The following is a 25,290-nucleotide window of genomic DNA, read 5'->3' on the forward strand; positions in this document are numbered from 1 at the left end:
GGCCATGACCGATGAGATCCGCGCGTTCCTGCTCGCCGCCCTGACCGAGATGAAGTACGACGTGGACGACGTCGACGACGACACCGTCTTCGGGCCGGCCGGTCTGGACGTGGACTCGCTCGGCCTCGCCGAGCTGGCGGTCCGGGTGGAGGACCGGTTCGGCGTGGCGTTCGACGACGACGAGGCCGAGATGCTCGCGATGATGACGCTCGGTGAGTTCTCCCGGACGGTGGCGCAGCGCATCCAGCCGGCCTCGGCGCACTGAGCGTGCGGCCGGGCGCGACGATCACCGGCATCGGGCTGGTGAGCCCGGTCGGCTCGACCGCCGCCGAGGTGTTCGACGCGGTGTGCGACGGCCGGTCCGGGCTGTCCCGGCCGCCGGAGGGCCACCCGGTGCACGGCGTGGTCGACGTCGCGGCGATCGCCCCGCCGATCGACCCGGCCTCCGTGCTGCCCGGCCCGGAGTCCCGCGTCGTGGACCGGTCGATCGTCATGGCGCTGCGCGCCGCCGGGGACGCGTTGGCCGACGCCGGTCTACGGGTCGGCCGGGACGTCGACCCGTACCGGGTGGCGGTCGTCGTCTCCGGCGTCGGCGGGCTGTCCACACTGGCCGATCAGGTGCTGCGGCGGGCCGAGCGGGGCCGCTTCGGCGTCAGCCCGTACATGCTGCCCGGCACGTTGCCGAACATGGCGGCGGCACGGGTCGCCATCACGTTCGGCATCCGTGGCTACACCTCGTCGGTCGGCACGGCGTGCGCGGCCGGCGCCCAGTCGGTCGGGGAGGCGCTGCGCATCCTGCGTGCCGGCGAGGCGGACGTGGTGCTGTGCGGGTGCGCCGAGGCGCCGCTGTTCCCCACGTTCGCCGACGCGTTCGGCAACGCCCGGGCGCTGGCCCGGGGCTGGGCCGACCCGACCGCCGCGAGCCGGCCGTTCGACCGCCGCCGCAACGGCCTCGTGCTCGGCGAGGGCGCCGGCGTGCTGGTGCTGGAACGCGCCGCGCACGCCGCCGCCCGGGGCGCCCGCCGCCACGCCGACGTGCTCGGCTGGGGCGCCACGAACGACGCGTACCATCCGACCACGCCCCGGCCCGACGGCTCCGGCGCGGCGCACTGCATGCGGATGGCCGTCCGCGACGCCGGCCTGGGCCTCGACGACATCGGGTACGTCAACGCGCACGGCACCAGCACGAAGGCCGGCGACGCCGCCGAACTGGCCGCGCTGGCCGACGTCTACGGCGCGCACCCGCCGCCGATGAGTTCGACAAAGGGCGTGACCGGGCACCTGCTCGGCGTCTCCGGCGTGCTCGAGGCGGCCGTCGGCGTCGAGGCGCTCCGGCGCGGCCTGCTGCCGCCCACGCACAACCTCGACGACCCGGACCCGGCCGGCGACGTCGACCACATCCGCAAGCAGCCCCGCCCGGTCGCGGTGGACGCCGTGCTGTCCAACTCGTTCGGCTTCGGCGGCCACAACGTCAGCCTCGTCCTGACCCACCCCACCACCCCCTGACCTCACGCCGCGCCCCCACCCCCACCCCCGTGCAGATTCACGGAAAGCGTGGCCATTCCGCTCGGGATGGCCACGCTTTCCGTGGAAGTGCGCGCCAGGGAAGGGAAGGGGGAGGGGGAGGGGAGGAGGGCTCGGGTGGGGGGTGTCAGCGGAGGGTGATCTGGGTGGCGGTGTCGTGCGTCGTCACCGTCAGGGCGAAGTGTGGGTTCAGCATGTCGACCAGGTAGTCGAGGTCCGCGACGAGCGGCACCGGGAGCAGCGCCCGCTGGTCCACGTCGACGTGGCTGGCGACCAGCTCGATCCGGTCGGCCTTGAGCAGCCCTCGGGTCAGGAATGCCGGCAGGTCCTCGGGGAGCAGGCAGCGCCACAGGTCGACGTTGACGATCACGTCCAGCGCGCCGGCCTTGAACTGCTGGAGCACGGTGCCGAGCAGGTGCGAGTTCGTGTCGCCGGGCGGTACCGCGTGGTCGAACGTGTGCGACCCGGCACCGGCGTCCACGGTGGACACCTCGTGGCCGATCAGCAACGCCCGGCTGGTGGCCAGCTCCTCCCGGAGCGTGGCGGGCAGCGCGGCCGGCCGGCCCAGCCCGGCCCGGCGGTACGCGTCGATCGCGTCCCGGTAGAGGCGGATGCGGCCCAGGTGCCGGCCGAACGTGTTGATCGCGTACAGCACCTCGACGTCGTAGCGCAGGTGCTTGCGCAACATGTACTTCATGTTGTCCATCGAGGCGAGCCCGTTTGTGGTCCGCCGGAAGTGGGGCAGGTGGTACGAGCACGCGTCCACGTCGAGGTGGAACAGCTCGGGCGGCGCGCCGTGCAGGTGGAAGACCCGGTAGAAGAAGTCGAGGTCCTCGAAGCCCCACTTCACCATGGCCTCGTCGAAGCCGCCGACCCGCCGGAACGACTGGCGGTCGACCGACGCGTTGTGGGTCAGCCCGAGCACCCAGGGCGCGCTCGGGAAGTCGCGCATCCGCTGCGGGTGGGCGATGTCCTCCAGGCGCGGGTCGCCGCGCTCGGCGTCCAGCATGGCCGGGACGATCGGCTCGCCGCGACGCAGCGCGTCCGCGCCGGCCCAGTCCAGGTCGTAGCGCTGGCCGAGCAGGACCCCGGGCCGGCCGGCCCGGTCGGCGTGGAAGTCCCGGTGCCGCTCCAGCAACCCGGGATGCGCCACCGTGTCGGCGTCCAGGAACATCAACGTGTCGGCCCGGGCCCGCGCCGCCGCCGCGTTGCGGTTGGCGCTGCGCCCCCGGTTGGTGTCGCTGCGCACGCACTCGACGGCCAGCCGGTCGCGGTACCGGTCCACGACCGGACCCAGCGCGACGGTGGAGCCGTCGTCGCCGACGATCACCTCGAAGTCGTCGCGCGGCAGGGTCTGCCGGGTGAGCGAGTGCAGCGTCGCGTCGAGCGCGGCGCCGTTGTTGTGCGCGGGCACCACCACGCTCAGGGCCGGCCGCCGCCCGTTCGCCGTGCTCAACGGGGCGTGGAGTTGGCGGTGATGTAGTCCGCCAGGTCGCCGAGGGTGGTCATCCGGTCCTCGTCCAGATCCTCCACGTCGATCTGGATCTCCAGCTCGTCCTCCAGCTCCAGCAGCAGCTCCAGGGCGAGCGACGAGCTGAGGCCGAGGTCGTCCATCAGTTGCGTCCGCTCGGTGACCGGGGCGGTCGGCCTGAGCATGCGGCCCAGCAACGCCGTGAGGCTCTCGACCACCTGGTCGCGCAGCGGCGACGTGGTCGACGTGTCGTGTTCTAGCACCGGGGTGCCGGCGGGTCGATCATGCGCTCCAGCATGGACCCATCAGAGCAAAGCACATCGGCGAGTGTCAACGGGTGGAACTCGACCACGTACGGCGCGTCACCGGGCGACGCGACCGCCCCCCGGTACCCGGCCGGCGTGACCAGGTCGGCGACCCGGTACGCGCCGGCCGGCTCGACGCACGCCACCACGTCGTCGGGGTGGACCGCCACCGCCAGGTTGGGCCAGAGCCGGCCCCCGGCCGCCTTGACCACCGCCTCCTTACGGACCCACAGCCGGGTGAACCGCCGGGCCCGCTCCCCGGCGTCGGCCCCGGCGGCGACGTGCCGGGCCTCCGCCGGGTGGAAGAACCGCGCGGCCAGCCCGACCGGGTCCCGGCCCGGCGACAGGTGCTCGATGTCCACCCCGACCGGGCGGTCCCGGCTGATCGCCACCGCGACCAGCGAGCCGGAGTACGACAGGCTGGTGTGCGGCCCGGTCGACGTCGGCTTGCCGTGCCGGCCCCGGCGCCAGACGAGCGCTGACGGCGCGACGCCCACCGCGTGCCCGGCCAGGACGCGCAGCGCGCCGTGCGCGACCGTGAACCGGTCCCGGAGCCAGGGTGTGCCGAGCGCGGCGGCGCGGGCCCGCTCGTCGCGGTCGAGCACCGCCCGGCACCGGGCCAGCTCGTCCGGCGAGCCGTGGGCGGCGATGACGCAGACGCGTACGCGGTCCGGCATGGACGGCAGCGTAACGGTCCGTCCGGGCGTTGACACGTGCCGATGCGCGTTGCTCTGATAGCCCGGTGATCGCGCAGACGGCCGAGGTGCGGGTCCCCGTCCCGTTCGCCGGCCCCGGGGCCGGGACCGCGCCGCTGACCTGGGGTCAGAAGGCGATCCTCGAGGACATGCGGGAGACCGGGTGGACGCACAACGTCAGCGGCGCCCATCCGGTGCCGGCCGGCGTCACCGTCGAGCAGATGGCGGCGGAGCTGGCCGACCTGCTGGCCCGGCATCCGGCGTTGCGGATGCGGCTCGGCACCGACGACCGGGGCGGGCCGTGCCAGGTGGTGTCCGCCGCCGGGGAGACGGTGCTCGACGTGGTGGACGTGCCGGACGACGCCGACCCGGCCGACGTGGCGACGTTCGCCTACCAGCTCGGGCACGCCCGCCTGCTGGCCCCCTACGACCTGTACCGCGACTGGTCGGTGCGGATGGCGGTGGTCCGGCACCGGGGCGCGCCGGTGCACCGGGTGCTGACCTTCGACCACCTGGTGGTGGACGGGACCGCCACGTCGCTGCTCCTGGCGGACCTCGGACTGGTCGGGCCGGCCGTCCGCCGTGGCCACGATCCGCGCACCGTGCAGATCCTCGACCTCGGGCGGCGGGAGGAGACGCCGCCGCTGCGGCGGGTCAGCGACCGGGCCGTCCGCCACTGGGCGTCGCACCTGCGGTCCGTCCCGCCGCTGACGTTCGGCCCGCTCCGGCCCGGCGACGGTCGGCAGGGCCACCGGTACTGGCACGGCCGGTTCAGCTCGCCCGCGGCGTACCTCGCGGTGCGTGCCGTCGCCCGGCGGACCCGGACGGACACCTCGCGCGTCCTGCTCGCGGTCATCGCGGTGGCGATCGGCCGGGCCACCGGCGTCAGTCCGCTCACCGCGAAGCTGATCGTGGGCAACCGGTTCCGGCCGGGCTTCGCCGAGGCGATCGCCCCGCTCAGCCAGAACGGCGTGCTGACCGTCGACACCGCCGACACCACAGTGGACGAGGTGGTGTCCCGGGCCCGGCGGGCCTCGATGACCGCCGGCATGTACGCCTACTACGACCCGACGCAGCTCGCCGAGACGGAGGCCCGGCTGGACGCGGAGCGCGGCTACCCGGCGCGCGTGAGCTGCCGGATCAACGACCGGCGGGTGACCACCCGGGCGGCGGCCGACGACCACGCCCGCGACGAGCCGGTGACCGCGGACACGTTCCGCCGCCGGGCCGCCGAGACGTTCCTGGTCTGGGACGGCCCGCTGGACCACCTTCCCGAGCAGGCGTTCATCACGGTCGAGGACCATCCGGGGACCGTGCACCTCCAGGTGATCTTCGACTTCGCGAGTTTCACCGAGGCGCAGGCGGAGCGCCTGCTGCGCGGCGTGGAGGAGGTCGCCGTGGAGGCGGCCCTCGACGCGGCGGCGCCGACCCGGGTCACGCCCGGGTCGGTCGGCGGCTGACCGGTCGCGTGGCGCTCACCTGTCGTCCCACGTCACCGGCAACGACTCCAGGCTACGAACCACCAGTCCCGGCCGGAACCGCAGCTCCGACTCGTCGACCGCGAGCCGCAGGCCGGGCAGCCGGCGCAGCAGCGCGCCGAGCGCCTCCTGGAGTTCCATCCGGGCCAGCGCCGCGCCGAGACAGTGGTGCGGGCCCGCGCCGAACGCCAGGTGCGGGTTGTGCGCACGGGCCAGGTCCAGCGTGTCCGCGTCGGGGAACACCGTGGCGTCCCGGTTGGCCGACGCGATCGCCGGCATCACCGCCGAGCCGGCCGGCAGGCGTACGCCGCCCAGCTCCACCTCCTCGGTGGTCACCCGAGGCAGCAGCACGCCGTTGTCACCGAGCTGGATGAAGCGGGACAGCTCCTCGACGGCGCGGGCGACCGCGGCCGGGTCGTCGCCGCGCAGCCCGGCCAGTTGCTCCGGGTGGCGGGCCAGCACCAGCAGAAACAGGTTGAGCTGGTTGGTGGTGGTCTCGTGCCCGCCCACGAAGATGCCGGCGGTGACGGACACCAGCTCCCGTTCGGTGAGGTCCTCGTGTTCGTCCCAGGCGGCGATGAGCGCGCTCATCAGGTCGTCGCCGGGCCGGCGCCGGCGTTCGGTGATCATTTCCTGGAACGCGTCCAGCGCCGCCTGCGGGGCCGCCGGGTCGGCGTCCCAGTCGCCGACCAGCGCGTCGGACCACTCCCGGACCCGCTCCTGGTCACGTTCCGGGATGCCGAACAGCTTGCTGATCACGTAGATCGGCAGCGGCGCGGAGAGGTGGGTGATCAGATCGGCCGGGCGGCCCGCCGCCTCCATCCGGTCGATCATGCCGGCCACCAGCGTCGCCACCGTCGGGCGCAGCTCCTCCACCCGGCGCACGGTGAACGCGTGCGACACCGCCCGGCGCATCGTGGTGTGCCGGGGCGGGTCCATGCCGATGAGCGAGTCCTCGGCGAGCGAGCCGAGTTCGCGGGTCGGCCGGTTCGGCCCGGCCGCGGCGGCCCGGCTGAACCGGTGGTCGGTGAACACCCGGCGGACGTCGGCGTGCCGGGTGGCGAGGTACGCCGACGCCCCGTCGGGCAGCTCGACGCGGGCCACCGGGCAGGTCTCGCGCAACCGGGTGTAGTCCGGTGACGGGTGGTAGATCGTCGGAGCCGGAGCGAGCGGGTACGGAACGGGCTGCGGCTGCGTCATCTGCGACTCCTCTGGCGGCTGGTCAGGTCCGGTTGCGCCGGGCGAGAGCGGTCAGGACCGGCACCACCTCGGCGGGGCTGGGCAGCGCGCGGATCCGGTCCCGCATCGCCGTGGCGGCCGTCCGCGCCGGGCCGTCGCCGATCAGCTCGCCGACGGCGTCGCGCAGCGTCGCGCCCCCGGCGTGCTCGGGCGCCAACCAGGTGCCGGCACCGGTCGCGGCCAGCCGTTCGCCGTTGAAGTGCTGGTCACTGACCTGCGGCAGGATGAGCTGCGGCACGCCGTACGTGAGCGCGGTCATGGTGGTGCCGGCGCCGCCCTGCTGGACCAGCGCGGCGCAGGTCGGCAGCACCAGCCGGATCGCCAGCGGCGCGTCGGCCAGCCGGACGTTCGCCGGCAGCGGGCCCAGGCCGCGCTGCTGCCGGGGTTCGACCACCACGACCACCTCGGCGTCCAGTTCGGCCACGGACCGGACCACCCGGGTCAGGTCCAGCCGGTCGTGCAGCCCGACGCCGGCCATCATGGTGCCGGCCGTGACGCAGATCCGCGGCCGGGCCGCCGGCCGGTGCAGCCAGGGCGGCAGCACTGCCGTGCCGTTGTACGGCACGAAGCGCACCGGCCGCCCCGGGCGGGCGGTCGGCGCCTGGAGCGGCGGCGGCGCCGGGTCGAGCGTCAGGTCGCCGTGCGGAGAGACGTCGGCGGCGGCGAGCCCGAACCGGGCGGCGAGCGGCCCGAGCACCGACTCCGGGTCCAGCCGGAGCGTCACCGAGGAGTCCGGCCCCCACAGGTTCAGCACGCCTGGCACGTCCAGCGCGGCGGCGGCCACCGGCGCGGCCAGGTTGAACGGCTCCCAGACCAGGACGTCGGGTTGCCAGGCCCGTCCGAACGCGACCAGGTCGTCGAGCAGGGCGTCGGCGAACCGGACCACGCCGCCGTCGGCGGTGATCGCCGGTTCCAGCCGGTCCGCCGGCTGGGCCCCGGGCCGGTCCAGGTCGCCCACCGCGCCGATCCGTCCCGCGAACGCCTCGGCGAAGTCGACGTCCTCGCCCAGCGGCACCGCCGCGAGCCCGGCCGAGGTGATCGCCGCGACCAGCGAGGGATGGCTGGCCACCCGCACCTCGTGCCCGGCCGCCTGGAGCGCCCAACCGAGCGGGACCAGGCTGTAGAAATGCGACCGCCAGCCCCACGTCGACATCAGAATTCGCAAAGGCGCAGTCAAATCCGACCAATCCGCACGGGAAACGGCAGCTCCGGACCACAGATGCTAGGCGATGGACGTCCGTACGCGGAAGGTCGCCGCCACCGTCAACAGATATTGACGCCGGACTAACGTGTGTTGGAGTCTTACCCGATGTCCGACGTGGACCTCGACGTGGCCGTCAATTCCGGCCCGCGCGCCTATCCGTTCGAGCCGTTCACCGGCGATCTGCCCGCCGAGCTGCTCGACATGGTGGTCAGCGACCCGATCAGCCGGGTGCGGTTGCCCGACGGCCGGGCCGCGTGGCTGGTGCTCAGCTACGAGCACTGCTGCACGGTGCTGGCCGACCCCCGGTTCTCCCGGCTGCCGCTGGGCGCGACCGAGGCGTCGGGCGCCACCGGCCCGCGGGAGCTGAACATGGACGGTCCGGCGCACGCGGTGGTACGCCGGGTGGCCAGCCGCGCGTTCACCGCGCGCCGGATGGACACGTTCCGGCCCCGGGTACGACGGCTGGTGGACGGTCTGGTCGGCGCCATGCTCGCCGGTCCCCGCCCGGCCGACCTGGTGGCCGGGCTGGTGGCGCCGCTGCCGGTGCACGTGGTGTGCGACGTGCTCGGCGTGCCGGTCGCCGACCGCCCCCGCTTCTACGACTGGATCTCCGGCCTCAACTCGATCACCGCGTACGGCTCCGCCGGCGCCGCCGACGCGCAGGCGGAGCTGCGGGCCTACCTGGCCGGGCAGCTCGCCGGGAAACGGGCGGCGCCCGGCGACGACCTGCTCTCGGCGTGGGTGCGCGGCCAGGACGCGCACGAGCTGGTCGACGCCGAGCTGGTCGAGCTGGCGATGGGGGTGCTGCTCGGCGGCCTGGAGATCAACTCCACGAGTGCCGGCCTGCGCGCGTTGTTCCAGCATCCGGAGCAGTTGGCGAAGCTGCGCGCGGCCCCGGAGAAGCTCTCCGCCGCGACCGACGAGATCCTCCGCTACACGTCGGTGAGCAGCATGTTCCGGGTCCAGGTGGTGCGTGAGGACCTGGTCCTCGGCGGGGTCTCGATGCGCGCCGGGGAGTGCGTGATGGCGCTGCCCTGGGCCGGCAACCGCGATCCCCGGCACTTCCGGAACCCGAACGTCTTCGACATCGACCGGACGCCCACCGTGCCGCACCTGACCTTCGGCTTCGGGCCGCACTTCTGCCTCGGCACGGCGCTGGGCCGGATGCAGGTGGAACTCTCCCTCGGGGTGCTGCTCGACCGGATGCCGGAGCTGGCGCCGGCGGTGCCGGTGGAGGACATCCCGTGGCGGCACGACCGGATGAACGGCGGCATCGCGTCGTTCCCGGTCACCTGGTGAGCGACGCGCTCAGTAGCTCTCCACCGCGTTGACCCGGTCCGGCCAGTAGCGCTCGCCCGGCGCCGGGGCGTAGTGCTCCCACCGGGGCGGGTCACCGGCCGGGTGGTCGCCGAGCACGGTGATGCGCTGCCCGCGCCGGAGACCGTCGTAGTCGTTGATCGCGTAGTGCTGGGTGACCCGGTTGTCCCACACCGCGACGTCGCCGACCTGCCAGCGGTACCGGCAGGTGAACTGCGGGCTCTCGGAGAACCGGAACAGGTGCTCCAGCAGCGCGTCGCTCTCGGTGCGGGTCAGTTGCGGGATGTGCGAGGTGAAGAGCCGGTTGACGTAGAGCGAGCGACGCCCGGTCTCCGGGTGGACGCGCACCACCGGGTGCTCCGCGCGGCTGGTGAACTCGGTGCCGATCCGGATGACGTGGATGGCGGTGAGCCCGTCGAGCAGGTCGCGCAGCGGTGCGGAGAGCGCCTCGTAGACCCGGCACTGGTTGGTCCACATGGTGTCGCCGCCGACCTCCGGCAGCTCGGTCAGGTGCAGGATCGACGCGATCGGCGGGCTCTGGTGGAACGTCATGTCGGTGTGCCAGACGTCGACCTTGCCGCCGTCGGTGGAGTCGATGACCACGATCTCCGGGTGCCCCTCCAGCCGGGGCAGGTAGGGGTGCAGCTCGACCTCGCCGAAGCGGCGGCCGAACGCGACGTGCGCCTCGGGGGTCAGCCCGGTCTGGCCGGCCAGGAACACCACCTGGTGCTTCAGCAGGAGGTCGTGGACCAGCGCGAAACCGGCGTCGGTGAGCGTGTTGAGGTCGATGCCGCGGATCCGCGCGCCCAGGGCTCCGGCGACGAGCCGTACGTCGACGGCGGTGGAAGTGGTCATCGATGGTCCTCCGGTCTGCGCGCGACGGCCCCGTCGCCGCATTCTTCCACGATCGTGAATGTCCTCACCAGCGTCGTCGTTGACGCGCCGGATGCCGGCTTGGGATCATTCGGGGCCGCGGGCCATGATCCGGCCCGTCGGTGGGGGAGAGGAGAATCGTGGCGATCGATGCGAACGTGGACGGGGACGCGGCCGCGCGGCTCGACCGGCTCACCGATCTGGCGACCCCGTTCGCGGTACGCACGGCGGTGACCCTCCGCGTGCCGGACCGGATCGCGGCCGGCGTCACGAGCCTGGACGCGTTGGCCACCGCGTGCGACGCGGACCCGGGCGCGCTCGGCCGGCTGCTGCGCTACCTGACCCACCGAGGCGTGTTCGTCGAGGTGTCGCCGGACGTCTTCGCGCTCACCGACGTGGGCGAGCTGCTCTGCGACCGGAACGGCGGCGGGCACGGCGCCGACCTTGACCTCGGCGGTCTCGGCGCGCGGATGGACCTGGCCTTCGCCGGGTTGCCGCACGCGATCCGCACCGGCCGGCCCGGCTACGGGTCGGTGCACGGCCGGGACTTCTGGGCCGACCTCGACGCCCACCCGGACCACCGCGCCTACTTCGACGCGCTGATGCTCAGCCAGCAGTTGTTCACCGCGCCCGAGGTGGCGAAGCGCTACCCCTGGGCCGAGGTGACGCACGTGGTCGACGTCGCCGGGGGCTCCGGCGGGCTGCTGCGGGAACTGCTCAGCGCCCACCCGCACCTGCGCGGCACGCTCGTCGACCGCGACGAGCCGGTGGCGACCGCCGTCGCGACGTTCGCCGAGCACGGCCTCACCGACCGGGCCACGGGCGTGGTCGGGGACTTCTTCGCTCCGCTGCCGGCCGGCGCGGACGTCTACGTGGTGTCCCGCGCGCTGACCGACTGGAGCGACGACCACGCGACGGCGATCCTGCGCCGCTGCGCGGAGGCGGCCGGGGACACCGGTCGGGTGCTGGTCATCGAGGTGCTCCCGACCGTGCCGCACGTGCCGCACCTGTCCCCGTACGACCTGCGGATGCTGGTGCTGGTGGGCGGTCGCGAGCGGAGCGCGGCCGAGCACGCCGCGCTGGCCGCCGACGCGGGTCTGGCGCCCCGGCGCACCTGGTACGGCCCCGACGGGCTCACGCTGATGGAGTTCGCGCCGGCGCGCTGACCGCCGGCCCGCGCGCCGCCGGCGCGCCGGACGTCCGGCCCGGGGGGCGACCACCCCCTTCACGCCGTCGCGCCGGGACCCGCTACACCCCGGGCGCGGCGGTCCCGTCGGCGCCCCGGCGTTCCCGCACGGACGCGTCGACGAGCTCGCGGAGGACGCTCTCGTCGACGGCGTCGAGCCGGGTGAGATAGAGGCACGCCTTGGCCGTCCTGTGCGGACCGAGCCGCGCGAGCGTCGCGGCGTGCCGTGCGGCGTAGTCGCCGGCCAGGTAGAGCACGAGATGCTGCTTGCGCGGCGAAAAGCCGACCAGGAAGAAGTCGCCGGTGGGTCCGCGGTGGCTGCCGAAGCCCACGATGCTCGGGCCCCACATGACCGGTGGCTCCCCGGTGACGTCCTGGAGGATGGCCCGGAGGCGGTGCGCGTCGGCCCGCCGTCGGTCGTCGGGGACCGTCGCCAGGAAATCCTCGACCTTCGTGTCGACCGGCACGGTCACCGGCCTCTTCGCTCTCGTCATGCGCCCATGCTCCCAGCCGGGTCCGACAGCGGGATCACCGTGCCGGCCGGCCGGGCGGGGCCGGCTGGAGGGTGGGGGAACCCGGCACGGAAAGGCTCATTTGCCTGCGCATCGGCCAATTTGCCGAACATTATCGTCATCACATTGGTTGGTACCCATGAATCGGCACATTTATCAATGGTTGTTCGCGGGAGTTCCGGCCGGTAACGTCTCGCGTGGCGACTAGCCGAGCCTTCGTGAAAGGGTCGACGCGTCATGACGGTTGCTGGCTTCACGAGATATCCGCCCTTCATCGACGACCTCGCCCGCAGCGAATCGGGACGGCTGCTGCACGCCGAACTCCTCCGGCGGTGGCCGGAGACGACCGATCAGCCCGACGCGATCGCCCGGTACGCGCTGCTGCCCGCCGGCAAGCTGCTCCGCCCGATGATGACGCTGCACGCCGCCCAGGCGGTGGGCGGGTCGCCCCGGGACGTGCTCGCCGCCGCGCTCGGCATGGAGTATCTGCACGTCGCGACGCTCGTGCACGACGACATCATCGACGCCGACACGATGCGCCGCGGCCGGCCGGCGGTCCCGGTCGCGTTCGGCATCCCGAACGCCATCGTGACTGGCGACCACCTCATCTTCCAGGCGTTCCAGGCCATCGTGGACGGTGGCGGGGCGGTCCCGCCCGGCCACGTCGTCGCCGCGGTCACCGCGTTGGCCGAGGCGGGCCAGGACCTGTGCCGGGGCCAGGCCGTCGAGGCCCAGCTCGTCGGCGACCTGGACGCGGGCGCCCGGTGGTACGCGGAGATGATCCGCCTCAAGACCGGCTCCCTGTTCCGTGCCGCGTGCCACGTCGGCGCCCTGCTCGGCGGCGCGGAACCGGGCGTGGCGTCCGCGCTGGCCCGCTACGGCGAGCACCTCGGCGCGGCGTTCCAGATCCGCGACGACCTGCTGTCCTACGTCGCCACCCCGGAGCAGACCGGGAAGCCGGCGACCAGTGACCTCAACAACGGCCGGCCGACGCTGCCGCTGCTGCTGGCGTACGACGCGGCCACCGACACGGATCGCGTCGAGCTGTTGGCGGTGCTGCACCGGCGCGGCGCCGGCCCCGGTGACGTCGAGTGGGTCAGCGCCCTGCTCCGCGACGTCGACGCGGTGGAGGGCGCGCGCCGGCGGATGGCGGAGCACGCCGAGCGGGCCCGGTCCGAACTGGCCGTGCTCGCCCCCTCGGCGAGCGCGGACGTGCTGGCCGGCATCGCGCGTTGGATGACGAGCGAGATGGCGTGAGAGCCGCCCGGGCGCTGCGGGCGCACGTGGAGACCTGGCGGCCCTACACGCTCTGGTACGTCGGGCTGGTGGGTCTCGGTGGGGCGGCGGTGGTCGACGGGGCCCACCATCCGTGGCGGCTCCTGTCGGCCTGGGCGGCGCCCACCGCCGGCTGGCTCGGCGGCCACTACCTCGGCGACTGGTTCGACCGGGAGCTGGACGCCGGCAGCAAGCCGCACCGCCCGATCCCGTCCAGCCGGCTGGGCGCGCGTACCGCATTGGGGTGCGGCTTCGCCTGCTTCGCGGTCCTCGCGGTCCTCGCCGTGGCCGGCGGCTGGGGCACCACGACGGCAGCGCTGCTGGCCGGCTGCGGCATCGTCGCCTACAGCCGCTGGTTCAAGGCCCGCGGGTTCGCCGGCAACCTGGTGCGCGGCGGGCTCGGCGCGGTCGCGCTGCTCTACGGCGCGCTCGCCGTCGGGCTGCCGGCGGACCCGTCCCGGGTGCTGCCCGTCCTGCTGGCGCTGACCGTCGCGTTCTGGGCGCACGACGCCATGTCCAACCTCGTCGGGGCGCTGCGGGACATCGACGGCGACCGCGCGGGCGGCTACCGGACGCTGCCGGTCGGGCGCGGTGTCCCGGTCGCGGTCCGGACCGTGCTGGCGCTCTACGCCGGCACGCTCGGCGCGGCCCTCACCGCCGGCCTGCTGGCGGACCGGAGCGGGCGGGCCGGCTACCTGGCGACCCTGCTCGTCGTCGGCGTCGTGGGCCTCGCCGCGCTGAGGCCGTTGCTGGCGCACCACACCGACATGCCCGTCATGGTGGCGCTGCGCGCCCACTCCGTGCTGGTCGTCGAGCGGGTCGTGCTGGCCTCGGCCGTGGTCGGGCTCGGCCTCGGCGTCGCGGTGCAGCTCGTGCTCGCGCTGCCGATGGTGGCGCTGACCTGGTGGGCGCAGCGCGGCATGCGCGCCCGGCACGAACTGGGGCCGGCCCCCGCCGACCTGGCCCTGGCCACCCCCCGTCGAATGTCCCTGGAGGACGCGCCATGACCGCTGTCACCGCCGAGGCCGTGGGGCGAGCGATCACCGCCGGTGCCGAGGCGCTGCTGCGCCGCCGACGCCCCGACGGCGTCTTCGGCGACGACCCGCCGGCCTCGGTGCTGGGCACCGCCGGCGCGGTGGCCGCGCTGCACGCCGCCGACCCGGTGGGCAGCGCCGACCTGGTCGACGCCGGCACCGGCTGGCTGCGCCGGCAGCAGCACGACGACGGCGGCTGGGGCGGCGTGGTGGGCGCGGAGAGCGAGGTCGTCCCGACCGCGGTCGCGGTCGCGGCGCTGGCGCTGAGCGCCCCGGCGGCCAGCGCCGAGGCGATCGCCGCCGGCCGGGCCCGGCTGGCCGGGATGGGCGGCGTCGACGCGGTCACCGACCGGGCCATCTCGCTGCTCTGCCGCCAACTGCTCACGATGGCCGGGATGACCGCCGAGGCCGGTCCGCTGCGCCGGCTGCCGCTGGAGATCGTGCTGTTCGACCGGGTCCGCCGCCGGCGGCTGTCGTTCCGCACCGCGCCCTTCGTCGGTCTCGCCCTGATGCAGGCCGACCTGCTGCCCACCGGCCGCCTGCGCCGGGCCACGCTGCGCCGGGCCCGCCCGGTGGCGGTCCGGCTGCTGCGCGCCATCTTCGACCACGAGGGCCGTACCGGCGCGTTGAGCGAGGACCCGTGGCCCGCCGCGCTGGTGCTGCTCGGGTTGGCCCGCAGCGGCGAGGCGCCGGACATCGCCGCGGCCGTGGTCGGCTGGCTGCGGCGGGCGGTCCGCCCCGACGGCGCCTGGGACGCCGTGACGAACCTGGACCTGACCCGCTCCGGGTACGCGGTGACCGGACTGGCCGCCGCCGGGTACGCCGCCGACCCGCGGCTGCGGGCCACCCGCGACGTCTTCCACGCCACCCAGAAGCCCACCGCGTTCGAGGTGCTGGACGTGCCGCCGGGCGGGTGGAGCTACTCCAACGTGGGCGGCTGGCCGGTGACGCTGGAGTCCGCCGAGATCCTGTCGGCGCTCGCCGGCTATCCCGACGCCGCCGCCGACCCGGTGCTGCGTACCGGCCTGGCCTGGCTGGTCGACCGCCAGGACAGCCGCGGCTCGTGGAGCCTGTGGGTCCGCGACACCCAGCTCGCCAACGACGGTCCCTGCCCGGCCATCACCAGCCAGGCGATCCTCGCCCTGCACGAGGCCGGCCATCCCGACGACCACCCGGCGATCGTCCGGGCGGCGGCCTGGCTGCTGACCCGCGCGGCGCCCGACGGCACGTTCGAGAACCTCTGGTACCGCGACCACACCTCCGGCACGGCGGTGGTGGTGGGCGCGCTGTCGCGGGTCGGCCACGCCCGGCACGAGGTGGTCCGGCGGGCGGTCCGGTGGTTACGCGAGACCCAGCTGCCGGACGGTTCCTGGGGCCCGGGCGACGGCACGCCCGGCACGGTCGAGGAGACGTCGTGGGCCGTCCAGGGCCTGCTCGCCACCGGCGATCCCGACGTCGACGTCGCCGTGGAGCGGGGCGTCGCCTGGCTGGTGGCGGCGGCCGGCCCGGACGGCGGGTGGCCGGCGGCCCGGGTGTGCAACTACATCCGCCACCACATGCGCTACCCCAACGCGGTGATCACCCAGGCGGTCGCGTTGCGCGCGCTCGGCGAGTACCGCCGGGCCACCGCCGGGCGGTCGGACGTCGCGCCCGGCGCGGTGGCCCGATGAGCCCGGACGTCGTGGTGGTGGGCGCCGGCGCCGGCGGCCTGGCGAGCGCCCGCGCGCTGGGCGCGCTCGGGCTGCGGGTGCTCGTGCTCGACCGCCAGCGCACCCCCGCCTCGATCGCCAAGGGCGAGATCCTCCAGCCCGAGACCGTCCGCATCCTCGACTCGTGGGGGGTCCTCGACGCCCTGCGCGCCACCGGCGCCCGCCCGGTCGGGCGGCTGGCCATCCGGGACCCGGACGGCGGGCCGCTGCTCTGCCTCGACTACGCCGACCTGCCGGGCGCGTACCGGGAGATCCTCTGCGCCGACTACGGCGACCTGCGCGGCGTACTCGCCGACGGGTTGCCCGCCACCGTGGAGGTCCGGTGGGGTCGGCGGGTGACCGGCACGCTGCGTGCCGACGACGGCCGGGTCACCGGCGTCCGGGTCGCCGGCGACGGGGGCGAGCAGGACGTTCCGGCGGCGCTGGTGGTCGCCGCGGACGGCATGTCCTCCCCGCTGCGACGGGCGGCCGGCGTGACCGTCGAACGCCGCGAGTACCCGCACGGCCTGGTCGCGTTCGACGTGGCCGAGGCCGACGTGGCCGACGAGGTGACGGCGTACCGGACCGGGCGCGGCCTGTGCCTGGTCTACCCGCTGCCCGGCGGGCGGTGCCGGCTCTACGTCCAGGTGACGGGGGACGAGTTCCGGGGCCGGGCCGACCTGGGCGCGTGGTGCGACCGGCTGCTCGCCGACGTGCCGGCGGTCCGGCCGATCGGCGCCGCGATCCGGGCCAGCCTGCACCGCCGCCAACTCCTCGCGGTCTACCGGCTGCGCACCGACCGCCTGGCCGTGCCCGGCCTGGCGCTGGTCGGCGAGGCGGCGCACGCGGTGCACCCGATGGCGGCGCAGGGCGTGAACAGCTCCCTGGGCGACGCGGAGACGCTCGCGGCCAGCCTGGCGGCCGAGGGCGGCACGCCGGCGCCGGCGTCCGTCGACCGGGCGCTGCGGGCCTTCGAGGCCGCGCGCCGGCCCCGCCTCGACCACGTCGCGACCGTCAGCCACAACGCCTCCCGCATGATCACCAGCGTCTCCGGGCTGCCGAAACTGCTCGGCGTACGGATGATGCGCCGCACCGCCGCCAACCCGAGGCTGCTCGGGCTCACCGCCGGCAACCTCTCCGGCACGGACGTCCGGCCGCTCTCCCTCGTCGACCGGCTCTACCAGCTCGGGCTGCTCACCGACCGGCACGCCCGTGTCCCCTCCCCGCCGGCCCCGTCCAGAAGTGAGCGATCATGACCCCTGCCACCGCCGTCGACACGCCGCCGGTCGACCTGTCGATGAACGAGACGCCGTACGATCCGCTGCCGGGCATCCGGCGGATCGTCGCCGACGGCGCCGCGACCCTCCAGCGGTACCCGGACCGCACCTCGTCGGCGCTGGTGGCCGCGCTGGCCGCCCGGCTGGCGGTGGGGCCGGAGTCGATACTGGTCGGCCCCGGCTCGGCCGGGCTGTGCCAGCACCTGGTGCAGTCGCTCGGCCCTCGGCCGGACGTGGTCCACGCGGCGCTGTCGTTCGAGGGCTACCCGTTGATCATCCGCAACGCGGGCGCGACCGCCGTGCCGGTGCCGCTGGACGGCTACGACCACGACCTGCCCGCGATGGCGGACGCGGTGACCGACCGGACCCGCTGCGTGCTGCTCTGCCACCCCAACAACCCGACCGGGACGGCGCTGCGCCGCGCCGAGGTGCGCGCGTTCCTCGACCGGATCCCGGCCGACGTCCCGGTCATCGTGGACGAGGCGTACCGGGAGTTCGTCACCGACCCGGACGCGCCGGACGGGATGGAGCTGTTCCGGGCGTACGACAACGTCTGCGTGTTGCGCACCTTCTCCAAGGCGTACGGTCTGGCCGCGTTGCGCGTCGGCTACGCCGTGGTGCCGCCCCGGCTGCTCCCGGCGGCGGCGCTGACCGGGGCGGTGTTCTTCCCGAACGCGCTCGCCCAGGCGGCGGCCGTGGCGAGCCTGGCGCCGGAGGTCACGCCGGAGCTGACCCGGCGCTGCGCGGACCTGGTGACGGCACGGACCGGCCTGATCGACGCGTTGCGGGGGCTGGGGCTGACCGTGGCGCCCAGCGAGGCCAACTTCGTGTGGCTGCCGCTGGGGGAGCGGGCGGCGGCGTTCGCCGAGCGCGCCCGGGCGGCCGGGATCCTGGTGATGGCGCTGCCCGGGGCCGGTGTCCGGATCACGGTCGGGTCGGACGAGGCCAACGACCGGCTCTGCGCGTTCGTCCGGGCGGCGCTCACCGAGGGCTTCTGAGTCAGCGGGGAGATCGCGCGTCGCCGGCCGATCGCCGCGCCGTGAGGCGGGCGCGTGCCCAGCGCAGGGACGGACAGCCGTCCGTGCGGGCGTGGCACCGATGGCAGTGACCCAGGATCCAATGCCGCCGGATGATCCGCTTCGCCAGCTCCGGCACCCACTCCGACCGGGGTGATTCTCTCTCGATCATGCTGTCTCCCGAGGCAGGCAGGTCCGGGCACCGCACCCCGTTCAGGTACCCGGACCGCTCACCGGACGTGCCCCACCAGCCTCCATTGCAACGTGCGCACCGTCAAGGTTGGAAGTGGCAACGTGTACGCCAGTCACGTGCATACGGTCACGGTGTGAGGCTTGTGGCGCTCTCCGATATCGCGGACATGCTCGGTGGCGTGTCGCGCACGCGGGCGACCGAGATCACGAACCGGTCCACCTTCCCGGAGCCCATCGACACCGTGGCGAGTGGCAAGGTCCGGGTGTGGGACCGCGCCGACGTCGAAGCCTGGATCAGGCGGTATCGACCGAATCAGCCCCGTGGCGGGGACGACGAACAGCCCTGATGCAGGGACCATCGGATGTTCGGCTCTTGAGGGACGGCGCGGAGGAGTGCCTGGCCTCGGGCGAGGGCGGTGACCCGCCCAGGCCACTCCGGGTGGTCGAAGCGAGCCGGATGATCGACAGCCGGTGACTTTCGCCAGCAGGCTTTCACCGGAGCAGGTGCGACCGGTGATCCCGCTGCGGAGGGAGCGGCAGTCGAGCCCTGGGCAGACCGGTGAGAATGGCCCGATGGAGATTCGTTTCGACTTCGGCGGCGAGCACGGGCGCGTGATGGTCGAGGTGGTGCCGAACGCCGACCCGGTGGCCCTCGGAAAGACCGAACGCGAACGGGGCATGCCGGTGTGTACGGCATCCGTCGAGTTCAGCGCAGGCGGCTACCGGTCGATGCTGGGCTGGGTGCAGCTGGTCCGCGAGCCCGCCGCGACCGACCGGTTCGAGGTCGACCCGTTCGACCTGTTCGCCGATTCCAGCGCACCTTTCGCCTGGTACGGGTTCCGGCCGGTGCTCTTCGACGCTCCGTCCCGATGGCGCTCCGGCACGGTGCAGTGGCAGGCACACAGCTTCCTGACCATCGGTCCGTGGGACGGGGACCGGCGACACGTCGTGCCTCTCGTGGGGTTCGCCTGGGGTTACGAGCAGGACGCCGAGGACCGGCTGCACCTGTCGCAGGCGCGGTTGCTGCGCCCGGCCGACTGGGACGGCCACCGCGGTTACCTGGCCGAGCGGTATCCGACGTGGACGTTCAGCGACGGGAGCCCGCTCGCCGGCCAACGCTGACGAGGGTGCCGCGCGTGACCTTCAGGTGGCCGTGCCGCCTATGGGCATCGAGCCGCCGCGCCGGGCACGATCAGCTCGGTGTGGTGGCTGTGCCACACCCACTGGTCGGAGCCGTGGTCGACCCGGGTGCTGCACAGGTGACGAACGAGGTCCACCTCGATCTCCGGAGGCGGTGGGTCGGCCCAGGGCGGCGCTCCGGCCAGCATCGCGTCGGCGTGGTAGACGAACCGGTCCGGCAGCGCGTAGTCCCGACGGAACTCCGTGCCCCACTGCGAGTTGCTGCCCCAACCGTGCGAAAGGTCGGCGACGTCCCGGTACCGTCGCCGCCACGCCCAGTACAACGTCGACGTCGTGGCGAGCACGGGATCCAGATGGTCCGTCCCGGCCATGACGCTCGCGCCCCCACGGACCAGCAACAGCGATCCGACGAGGCAACCCGGCCACCACTGCCCGATCAGGACCGGCTCCTGTCGGGGATCGTCGGCCGGCTCCGCCTCGACGATCTCGTGCAGGAAGGGGTGAAACCGGTCCGGATCGGTGAACGTGGCGCCGATCGCGGTGCCGAACCGGTGGTACGCCGAGCGCGGGAGCCAGTCCGCGGGCTCGCCGACGCGCGTCGCGGGTGGCTGATGGGGGAGGATGAGCAGCTCCAGCACCCGGCTGAGCGCGTACAGGGCGTACCGATCCTGGTGATCGAGCGCGACGGTGGCCATCGTCGCGTCGCCCACCTGCCGCAGCGCCGACAGGATCGCCGGGTTGGCCGCGATCCAGGGTGCCAGGACGTGCCGGTCCCACTCCCCGCCCTGGTATCCGAGGGTCGGGTCGAACAGGCCGATGCGGATCTCGGTCACCGCATCCGGTGGAAACATCGGCTCGGCCCGCACGGTGTTCACCTTCCCGACTCGTCACCGGCGGCGTCGACCGGCCCGGTGGAGATCAGCCCCGGCCCCCATCCGGCTCGGCCGCCAGCAGGCACAGGTAGCGCAGGTCCGGATCGTAGTCGGCGGCCACCACCCGGGGCGCGACGGCGTCGCCGAGCCGGTCCGGCAGCGCCCACCAGACGCCGGTCGACGGTTGTCCCGGCGGCACGACCGTGACCGGCCCGCCGGGCGGGGGCCGGATCCCGGCGAGGCCGGGCCCGAGCACCACCGAGACGTCCGCGCGCCCGGCGCCCAGCGCGTGCAACTCGGCCGCCGCCAGGGCGGCCACGTCGTCCGGCCCGACGTCCGCGTGCTGCCGGACCGCTGTCACCCGCGCGCTGCCGTCGGCCGGGCCGTCGCCGAGCAGCAGCGCCACCGCCCGGTGCCGGTCCGGCACGGCAACCCCCGGGTCGTACGGCAGGACGGACTGCTCGACGACGAGGATCAGGGCCCGGCGGTACGCGTGGGCGCCGGCGATCCGCAGCCCGGTGAACGCCGCCGCCGACCCCTGGTCGCAGAGCGCGAAGGACATCGGCGTGCCGGGGCAGACGTGACTGAGGTAGGCCGTGGTGGCCCGGCCGGGCAGCGCGTCGTGCACGGCGAACGCCAGCACCAGCAGGTCGACCGGCTCGTCCGCGGGCACGAGCGCCCCGATCAGCTCGGCGGCCATCTCCCCGTAGGACTGGCCCCGCGCCGCCGCGTCGACCCGCAGGCCGTACGGGCGCACCAGGTCGGTCAGGTACTCGTCGGCGCGTTCGCGCAGCACGGGATCGTCGAGCAGGACCGCCGGGCCGGTGAACTCCCGGCGCACGGTCCGGATCAGGTGCAGGTCGGTGCCCATCACGCTCCCCGGTCAGTGCTCGAACACCATGGCGGCGAACGTGGCCCCGTCCCCGGCGCCGACGGCCGCCACGAGGTACCTGTCGCCCGGCCGCAGCAGGTCACGGTCCCGCGCGGTGCGGTAGTTGACGAACGCGTCCGCGCAGAACACGTGCCCGGCGTCGGTGACGTTGTCCAGCAGCACCCGGTCCAGCGGGAACCCGATCAGCTTGACCAGCCGCTTCCAGGTCATCAGGTTGACGTTGTGCGGCAGGATCAGCCGCAGGTCGGCGAGCGTCGTGCCGGCCCGCGCCAGGGCCCGACCGATCACCTCGGCCAGCGCCGGCCGGTACTCGCGCTGGAACCGGGCCGGGGACGCGCCGCCGGCCACGTCGAACTCGCCCCGCTGCGCGACCGCGTACGCGAGCAGCCGGTCCCGGCGGCCGTGCGCGCTGACCAGGCACGCGGACGCGCCCTCGCTGAACACCGACGTCTCCGGGATGAACCGGGCGTCGCGGGTGAACGCCTTCTCCCCGGTGAGGACCAGCGCGAGCGGCTCGTCGCCCGGCGGGTGCGGCTCGGCGGCCAGCAGCCGGCCGGCCACGTCGACCGCGGCCAGCGCGCTCGCGCAGGACTGCTGCGTCAGCGTGAACGCCACCGCGTGCCCCAGACCGACCGCCCGGCAGACGTCGTGCAGCGGGTTCACCGGGTACGGCGCCACCACCGGGAAGGCCCGCGCGTACACCACGAAGCGCACCCGGTGCGCGACGTCGCGCAGCGCGGTGAGGCCGTCGACCGCGTGTCGCAGCAGGTCGCTCAGGGACAGGTCGGGGTCGTGGCGCACCTCGGTCAGCCCGTGGAACCGCCGGAACAGCCGGATCTGCATCTCGGTCATTCGCAGCGGCGCGGCCAGACTCTCGATCGGCACGCGGCGGGCCGGCAGGAACACCGAGACGGCGTCGACAGCCGTCATCCGCACACCGTCACGCAGAGGATCAGATCAACGGCGCCGGTGGATGTCAACGCGCATGGCATCATATCGACGTGGCTCGGTTCCTCTTCGTGGTGCTGCCGGTTTTCTCCCATCTGAACGCCCCGCTCGCCATCGGCCAGGCGCTGACGGCGGCCGGACACGAGGTGGCCTGGTGCGGTCCGCGCAGCGACCTGCGTCCGCTGATCGGCCCGGACGCCACGCTGTTCCCGACCGGGAAACGCTGGTACCGCCCGGACGGTGAGTCCGGAATGGACGCGGTGCGCAGCCTCTGGACCGGGCACGTGCTGCCGGTCAACCGTTTCATCCGGGACGCCGCCGAGCAGGCGGTCACGGAGTACCGGCCGGACGTCGTCGTCGTCGACCAGTACGCGATGGCCGGCGCGCTGGCCGCACACCGGCACGGCGTGCCCTGGGCGACGTTCTGCGTCGGCATGCTGGAACTGACCCCGCCGACGGCGGAGCTGCCCGAGTTCACCGACTGGGTGGCGGCCCGGGTGCGCGACGTGTGGGCGATGACCGACCTGCCCGTCGACGAGACGCTCGACCTGCGCTTCTCGCCGTACCTGGTGATCGGGCTGACCACCATGGCGCTCACCGGCCCGGCGCCGATGCCGGCGCGGTGCGTGCTGACCGGGCCGGCGCTGGGGCGGCGGCCGAACGCGCCCGACTTCGACTGGTCCGCCTGGGCGCCGGACCGCCGGCACGTGCTGGTCACCGTCGGGACGATGGCCGATCACCTGGCCCGCGACTTCTACCGGCGGGTGACGGCCGCCACCGCGCCGCTCGCCGACCGGCTCCAGGTGATCCTCACCGCCCCGGCGGACCTGGTGCCCGACCCGCCGGCACATGTGCTGGTCGCGCCCCGGGTGCCGGTGCTGGAGCTGATGCCCCGGCTGGACGCGGTCGTCTCGCACGGCGGGCTGGGCACGGTCTCCGAGGCGCTGGCGCACGGCGTGCCGGTGGTGGTCGCGCCGATCCGGCACGACCACCCGGCCGTCGCCCGCCAGGTGACCCGGGCCGGCGCCGGCCGCGAGGTCTCCTTCCACGAGGCGACCCCGGCGGAGCTGACCGAGGCGGTGACCGCGGTCCTCGACGACCCGGCGTACCGGGCCGGGGCGGCCCGGGTCCGCGACTCGTTCGCCGCGGCCGGTGGCGCGAGCGCGGCGGCGGCGCACCTCGCCGCGCTGGCCGGGACGCCGTGGCGCCGACCGGCGGCGATCCGGAACGCATCGACCGTTGTCCCACGCCCGGGCCCGCACTAGCCTGACCTGACGCCCCCGTCCGGTCACCGTCGTGATCGGACGGTGCGCGACGTGGGCCGGCCCCGCGTCGTCGCCGCACGAGGAGGCTCGATGATCGAGGCCACCGGCCTACGCAAGTCCTTCCGGGTGGGGCGCGGTCGCGGCGCCGGCACGGTCGAGGCGGTCCGCGGCGTCGACTTCGCGGTCCGGCGGGGCGAGATCGTCGGCTTTCTCGGCCCGAACGGCGCGGGCAAGTCCACCACCCTGCGGATGCTGGCCACGCTGCTGCGCCCCAGCGGGGGCGCGGCGACGATCGCGGGCGTCGACCTGCTGCGCTCGCCGGCCCAGGTACGCCACCGGATCGGGTTCGTGGCGCAGGCCAGCGGCACCTACGACGACTCCACCGCCCGCCGGGACCTGATCCTCCAGGCGCGGATGCACGGCCGATCGAAGGGCGTGGCGCAGGAGCTGGCGGCGGCGGCGATCCGCGCGTTCCAGCTCGACGACTTCGCCGACCGCAGGATCCGGACCTACTCCGGTGGGCAGCGCCGGCGGCTCGACGTCGCGCTCGGGGTCATCCACTCGCCGCAGGTGATGTTCCTGGACGAGCCCACCGCGGGCCTCGACCCGCCCAGCCGGGCCCGGATGTGGCAGGAGGTGCGGCGGCTGCGCGAGGACGGCATGACGATCTTCCTCACCACGCACTACCTGGACGAGGCGGACAGCCTGTGCGACCGGGTCTCCATCATCGACGCCGGCCGGATCGTGGCCGAGGGCACGCCGTCGGCGCTCAAACGGGAGATCTCCGGTGACGTGGTCGCGATCGACTTCGCCGCCGCCGACCTCGCCGACCCGGCCGGCGGCGGCCTGCCGGCCGCGACGAAGGTGCTCGCCGAGGCGCCCTACGTCCGCGGGTCCGAACCGGTCGACGGCGCCCTGCGGCTCTACGTCGACAGCGCCGCCACGGCCATCCCGCAGATCATGCGGGCGCTCTACGACCGGGGCATCGAGCCGGGCGCGATCGAGACCCGCCGGCCCAGCCTCGACGACGTGTTCCTGGCCAAGACCGGCCGTTCGCTGGAGGAGTGACAGTGCGAGTCGTCCGTGACACCTGGCTGATCTTCCAGCAGGAGGCCGGCCTGATGGTGCGCAACCCGGTGATGGTCGCGTTCAGCCTGGCCCAGCCGATCACCTACCTCGTCCTGTTCGCGCCGTTCCTCAAGGTGGTGATGGTCGACCGCGGCGCCTCCACGTACGCGGACGCCTACCGCATCTACGTCCCGGGCCTGTTCGTGGCGATGGGCCTCTTCGGTGGCCTGTTCGCCGGCTACGGTCTGCTCAGCGCGCTGCGCGCCGGCATCATCGAACGCTGCCGGGTGACCCCGGTGAGCCGGACCGCCCTGCTGCTGGGCCGCGCCCTGATGCACGTGTGCCTCAACGTGGTGCAGGCGGTCGTGATCACGCTCGTGGCGCTGCCGTTCGGGCTGCGCGTGCACCTGGCCAACCTGCTCGTCTCGTACGCGCTGCTGGCCGTGATGGTGCTGTTGAGCACGTCCATCTCGTACGACATCGCGTTGCTGGTCCGCAACGAGAACAGCCTCGGCGTGCTGGTGAACACCGTGGGCCAGCCGATCTCCCTGCTGGCCGGCGTGCTCATCCCGCTCGTGCTCGCCCCGATGTGGATCCAGCGGGCGGCGCTCTGGAACCCGTTCGCCTGGGCCACCGACGGCATGCGGGCGCTGTTCGCCGGCCAGATCCTGCAGACCGTGGTCTGGCAGGGCGCGCTCATCATGACCGGGCTGGCCGCCGCCAGCCTGTTCTGGTCGTCGCACCTGTTCAACCGCGAGGTCTCCTGACCGCCGGTACATCGACCATTGTCTCGCCGTGTCCGGCGCTCTAGCCTGATCG

At 74.3% G+C, this 25,290-nt stretch carries 25 protein-coding genes; 15 read left to right on the plus strand and 10 right to left on the minus strand.

All coding sequences use genetic code 11. The features are described from left to right. Positions 1-4 precede the first annotated feature (4 nt). On the plus strand, positions 5-265 hold the full coding sequence (locus C8054_RS03050; protein ID WP_107155127.1) for an acyl carrier protein: 261 nt from the start codon (positions 5-7) through the stop codon (positions 263-265). Next, positions 262-1,506, plus strand: a complete 1,245-nt coding sequence (locus C8054_RS03055) for a beta-ketoacyl synthase (protein WP_107155128.1) — start codon at positions 262-264, stop codon at positions 1,504-1,506. Before C8054_RS03050 ends, C8054_RS03055 begins: the two co-directional genes overlap by 4 nt. A 145-nt stretch (positions 1,507-1,651) precedes the next feature. Here the strand turns inward: C8054_RS03055 and C8054_RS03060 are convergent, their stop codons facing one another. From C8054_RS03060 to C8054_RS03070, 3 genes are read right to left on the minus strand one after another with little or no spacing between them, the layout of a single operon-like run. Beyond that, complete coding sequence (locus tag C8054_RS03060; protein WP_107155129.1) at positions 1,652-2,980, minus strand: glycosyltransferase family 2 protein; 1,329 nt, start codon at positions 2,978-2,980, stop codon at positions 1,652-1,654. Continuing rightward, positions 2,977-3,258: a phosphopantetheine-binding protein gene (locus tag C8054_RS03065; protein WP_107155130.1), complete on the minus strand. Its 282-nt coding sequence runs from the start codon at positions 3,256-3,258 to the stop codon at positions 2,977-2,979. The genes C8054_RS03060 and C8054_RS03065 overlap by 4 nt, the downstream gene beginning before the upstream one ends. Then, positions 3,252-3,977, minus strand: a complete 726-nt coding sequence (locus C8054_RS03070; RefSeq protein ID WP_107155131.1) for a 4'-phosphopantetheinyl transferase superfamily protein — start codon at positions 3,975-3,977, stop codon at positions 3,252-3,254. The genes C8054_RS03065 and C8054_RS03070 overlap by 7 nt, the downstream gene beginning before the upstream one ends. Before the next feature lie 65 nt (positions 3,978-4,042). Here C8054_RS03070 and C8054_RS03075 point away from each other — a divergent pair, with 65 nt between their 5' ends. Further along, positions 4,043-5,455 (plus strand): condensation domain-containing protein, encoded by a 1,413-nt coding sequence (locus tag C8054_RS03075; RefSeq protein WP_107155132.1) that lies wholly within the window; start codon positions 4,043-4,045, stop codon positions 5,453-5,455. Between the two features lie 15 nt (positions 5,456-5,470). On the opposite strand, the gene C8054_RS03080 is transcribed toward C8054_RS03075, so the two are convergent. Together C8054_RS03080 and C8054_RS03085 are read right to left on the minus strand one after the other, a co-directional pair. After that, positions 5,471-6,673: a cytochrome P450 gene (locus C8054_RS03080; RefSeq protein WP_107155133.1), complete on the minus strand. Its 1,203-nt coding sequence runs from the start codon at positions 6,671-6,673 to the stop codon at positions 5,471-5,473. Between the two features lie 22 nt (positions 6,674-6,695). Then, on the minus strand, positions 6,696-7,865 hold the full coding sequence (locus C8054_RS03085; protein WP_107155134.1) for a nucleotide disphospho-sugar-binding domain-containing protein: 1,170 nt from the start codon (positions 7,863-7,865) through the stop codon (positions 6,696-6,698). Between the two features lie 156 nt (positions 7,866-8,021). Between C8054_RS03085 and C8054_RS03090 the strand changes: the two genes are divergently transcribed. After that, a complete protein-coding gene (locus tag C8054_RS03090) occupies positions 8,022-9,215 on the plus strand; it encodes a cytochrome P450 (protein ID WP_107155135.1) in 1,194 nt (397 codons plus the stop codon). Positions 9,216-9,224: 9 nt separating this feature from the next. On the opposite strand, the gene C8054_RS03095 is transcribed toward C8054_RS03090, so the two are convergent. Further along, on the minus strand, positions 9,225-10,088 hold the full coding sequence (locus C8054_RS03095) for a TauD/TfdA family dioxygenase (RefSeq protein ID WP_107155136.1): 864 nt from the start codon (positions 10,086-10,088) through the stop codon (positions 9,225-9,227). A gap of 158 nt (positions 10,089-10,246) precedes the next feature. On the opposite strand from C8054_RS03095, the gene C8054_RS03100 reads away from it, so the two are divergent. Then, positions 10,247-11,272 (plus strand): methyltransferase, encoded by a 1,026-nt coding sequence (locus C8054_RS03100; protein WP_107155137.1) that lies wholly within the window; start codon positions 10,247-10,249, stop codon positions 11,270-11,272. Between the two features lie 82 nt (positions 11,273-11,354). Here C8054_RS03100 and C8054_RS03105 read toward each other — a convergent pair whose 3' ends face one another. Further along, the gene (locus tag C8054_RS03105; protein ID WP_107155138.1) at positions 11,355-11,786 is read right to left on the minus strand and encodes a DUF1801 domain-containing protein; all 432 of its coding nucleotides are present in this window, start codon (positions 11,784-11,786) and stop codon (positions 11,355-11,357) included. Positions 11,787-12,041: 255 nt separating this feature from the next. Between C8054_RS03105 and C8054_RS03110 the strand changes: the two genes are divergently transcribed. The 7 genes from C8054_RS03110 to C8054_RS03140 all read left to right on the plus strand — a co-directional run bounded on the left by C8054_RS03110 (position 12,042) and on the right by C8054_RS03140 (position 19,408). Next, positions 12,042-13,061 (plus strand): polyprenyl synthetase family protein, encoded by a 1,020-nt coding sequence (locus C8054_RS03110; RefSeq protein ID WP_107155139.1) that lies wholly within the window; start codon positions 12,042-12,044, stop codon positions 13,059-13,061. Further along, on the plus strand, positions 13,058-14,086 hold the full coding sequence (locus tag C8054_RS03115; protein WP_107155140.1) for a UbiA family prenyltransferase: 1,029 nt from the start codon (positions 13,058-13,060) through the stop codon (positions 14,084-14,086). The genes C8054_RS03110 and C8054_RS03115 overlap by 4 nt, the downstream gene beginning before the upstream one ends. Beyond that, a complete protein-coding gene (locus C8054_RS03120) occupies positions 14,083-15,783 on the plus strand; it encodes a prenyltransferase/squalene oxidase repeat-containing protein (protein WP_107155141.1) in 1,701 nt (566 codons plus the stop codon). The genes C8054_RS03115 and C8054_RS03120 overlap by 4 nt, the downstream gene beginning before the upstream one ends. Next, the gene (locus tag C8054_RS03125) at positions 15,780-17,057 is read left to right on the plus strand and encodes an NAD(P)/FAD-dependent oxidoreductase (protein WP_107155142.1); all 1,278 of its coding nucleotides are present in this window, start codon (positions 15,780-15,782) and stop codon (positions 17,055-17,057) included. Before C8054_RS03120 ends, C8054_RS03125 begins: the two co-directional genes overlap by 4 nt. Continuing rightward, positions 17,054-18,076: a histidinol-phosphate transaminase gene (locus C8054_RS03130; protein WP_233219466.1), complete on the plus strand. Its 1,023-nt coding sequence runs from the start codon at positions 17,054-17,056 to the stop codon at positions 18,074-18,076. Before C8054_RS03125 ends, C8054_RS03130 begins: the two co-directional genes overlap by 4 nt. Positions 18,077-18,420: 344 nt before the next feature. Further along, positions 18,421-18,633 carry an AlpA family transcriptional regulator gene (locus C8054_RS03135; RefSeq protein WP_107155144.1) on the plus strand — a complete coding sequence of 71 codons (213 nt, stop codon included), beginning with the start codon at positions 18,421-18,423 and terminating at the stop codon, positions 18,631-18,633. Between the two features lie 226 nt (positions 18,634-18,859). Beyond that, entirely contained in the window at positions 18,860-19,408 is a 549-nt protein-coding gene (locus C8054_RS03140) for a hypothetical protein (protein WP_107155145.1), read from the plus strand. Positions 19,409-19,446: 38 nt separating this feature from the next. Here C8054_RS03140 and C8054_RS03145 read toward each other — a convergent pair whose 3' ends face one another. The 3 genes from C8054_RS03145 to C8054_RS03155 are packed head-to-tail and all read right to left on the minus strand — an operon-like array spanning position 19,447 to position 22,120. Continuing rightward, positions 19,447-20,301 (minus strand): hypothetical protein, encoded by an 855-nt coding sequence (locus C8054_RS03145; RefSeq protein ID WP_107155146.1) that lies wholly within the window; start codon positions 20,299-20,301, stop codon positions 19,447-19,449. 43 nt (positions 20,302-20,344) lie between these two features. Then, positions 20,345-21,169 (minus strand): 2-hydroxy-acid oxidase, encoded by an 825-nt coding sequence (locus C8054_RS03150; RefSeq protein ID WP_233219467.1) that lies wholly within the window; start codon positions 21,167-21,169, stop codon positions 20,345-20,347. Between the two features lie 12 nt (positions 21,170-21,181). Then, complete coding sequence (locus tag C8054_RS03155; protein ID WP_107155147.1) at positions 21,182-22,120, minus strand: 3-oxoacyl-[acyl-carrier-protein] synthase III C-terminal domain-containing protein; 939 nt, start codon at positions 22,118-22,120, stop codon at positions 21,182-21,184. A 71-nt stretch (positions 22,121-22,191) separates the two neighbouring features. Between C8054_RS03155 and C8054_RS03160 the strand changes: the two genes are divergently transcribed. The 3 genes from C8054_RS03160 (at position 22,192) to C8054_RS03170 (ending at position 25,238) form a co-directional block, all read left to right on the plus strand. Further along, positions 22,192-23,403 (plus strand): glycosyltransferase, encoded by a 1,212-nt coding sequence (locus C8054_RS03160; RefSeq protein WP_107155148.1) that lies wholly within the window; start codon positions 22,192-22,194, stop codon positions 23,401-23,403. Positions 23,404-23,493: 90 nt separating this feature from the next. Next, a complete protein-coding gene (locus C8054_RS03165) occupies positions 23,494-24,471 on the plus strand; it encodes an ATP-binding cassette domain-containing protein (RefSeq protein ID WP_107155149.1) in 978 nt (325 codons plus the stop codon). 2 nt (positions 24,472-24,473) lie between these two features. Beyond that, a complete protein-coding gene (locus tag C8054_RS03170; protein WP_107155150.1) occupies positions 24,474-25,238 on the plus strand; it encodes an ABC transporter permease in 765 nt (254 codons plus the stop codon). Positions 25,239-25,290 lie beyond the last annotated feature (52 nt).

The organism is Micromonospora sp. RP3T, from assembly GCF_003027925.1.
GTDB lineage: Bacteria > Actinomycetota > Actinomycetes > Mycobacteriales > Micromonosporaceae > Micromonospora.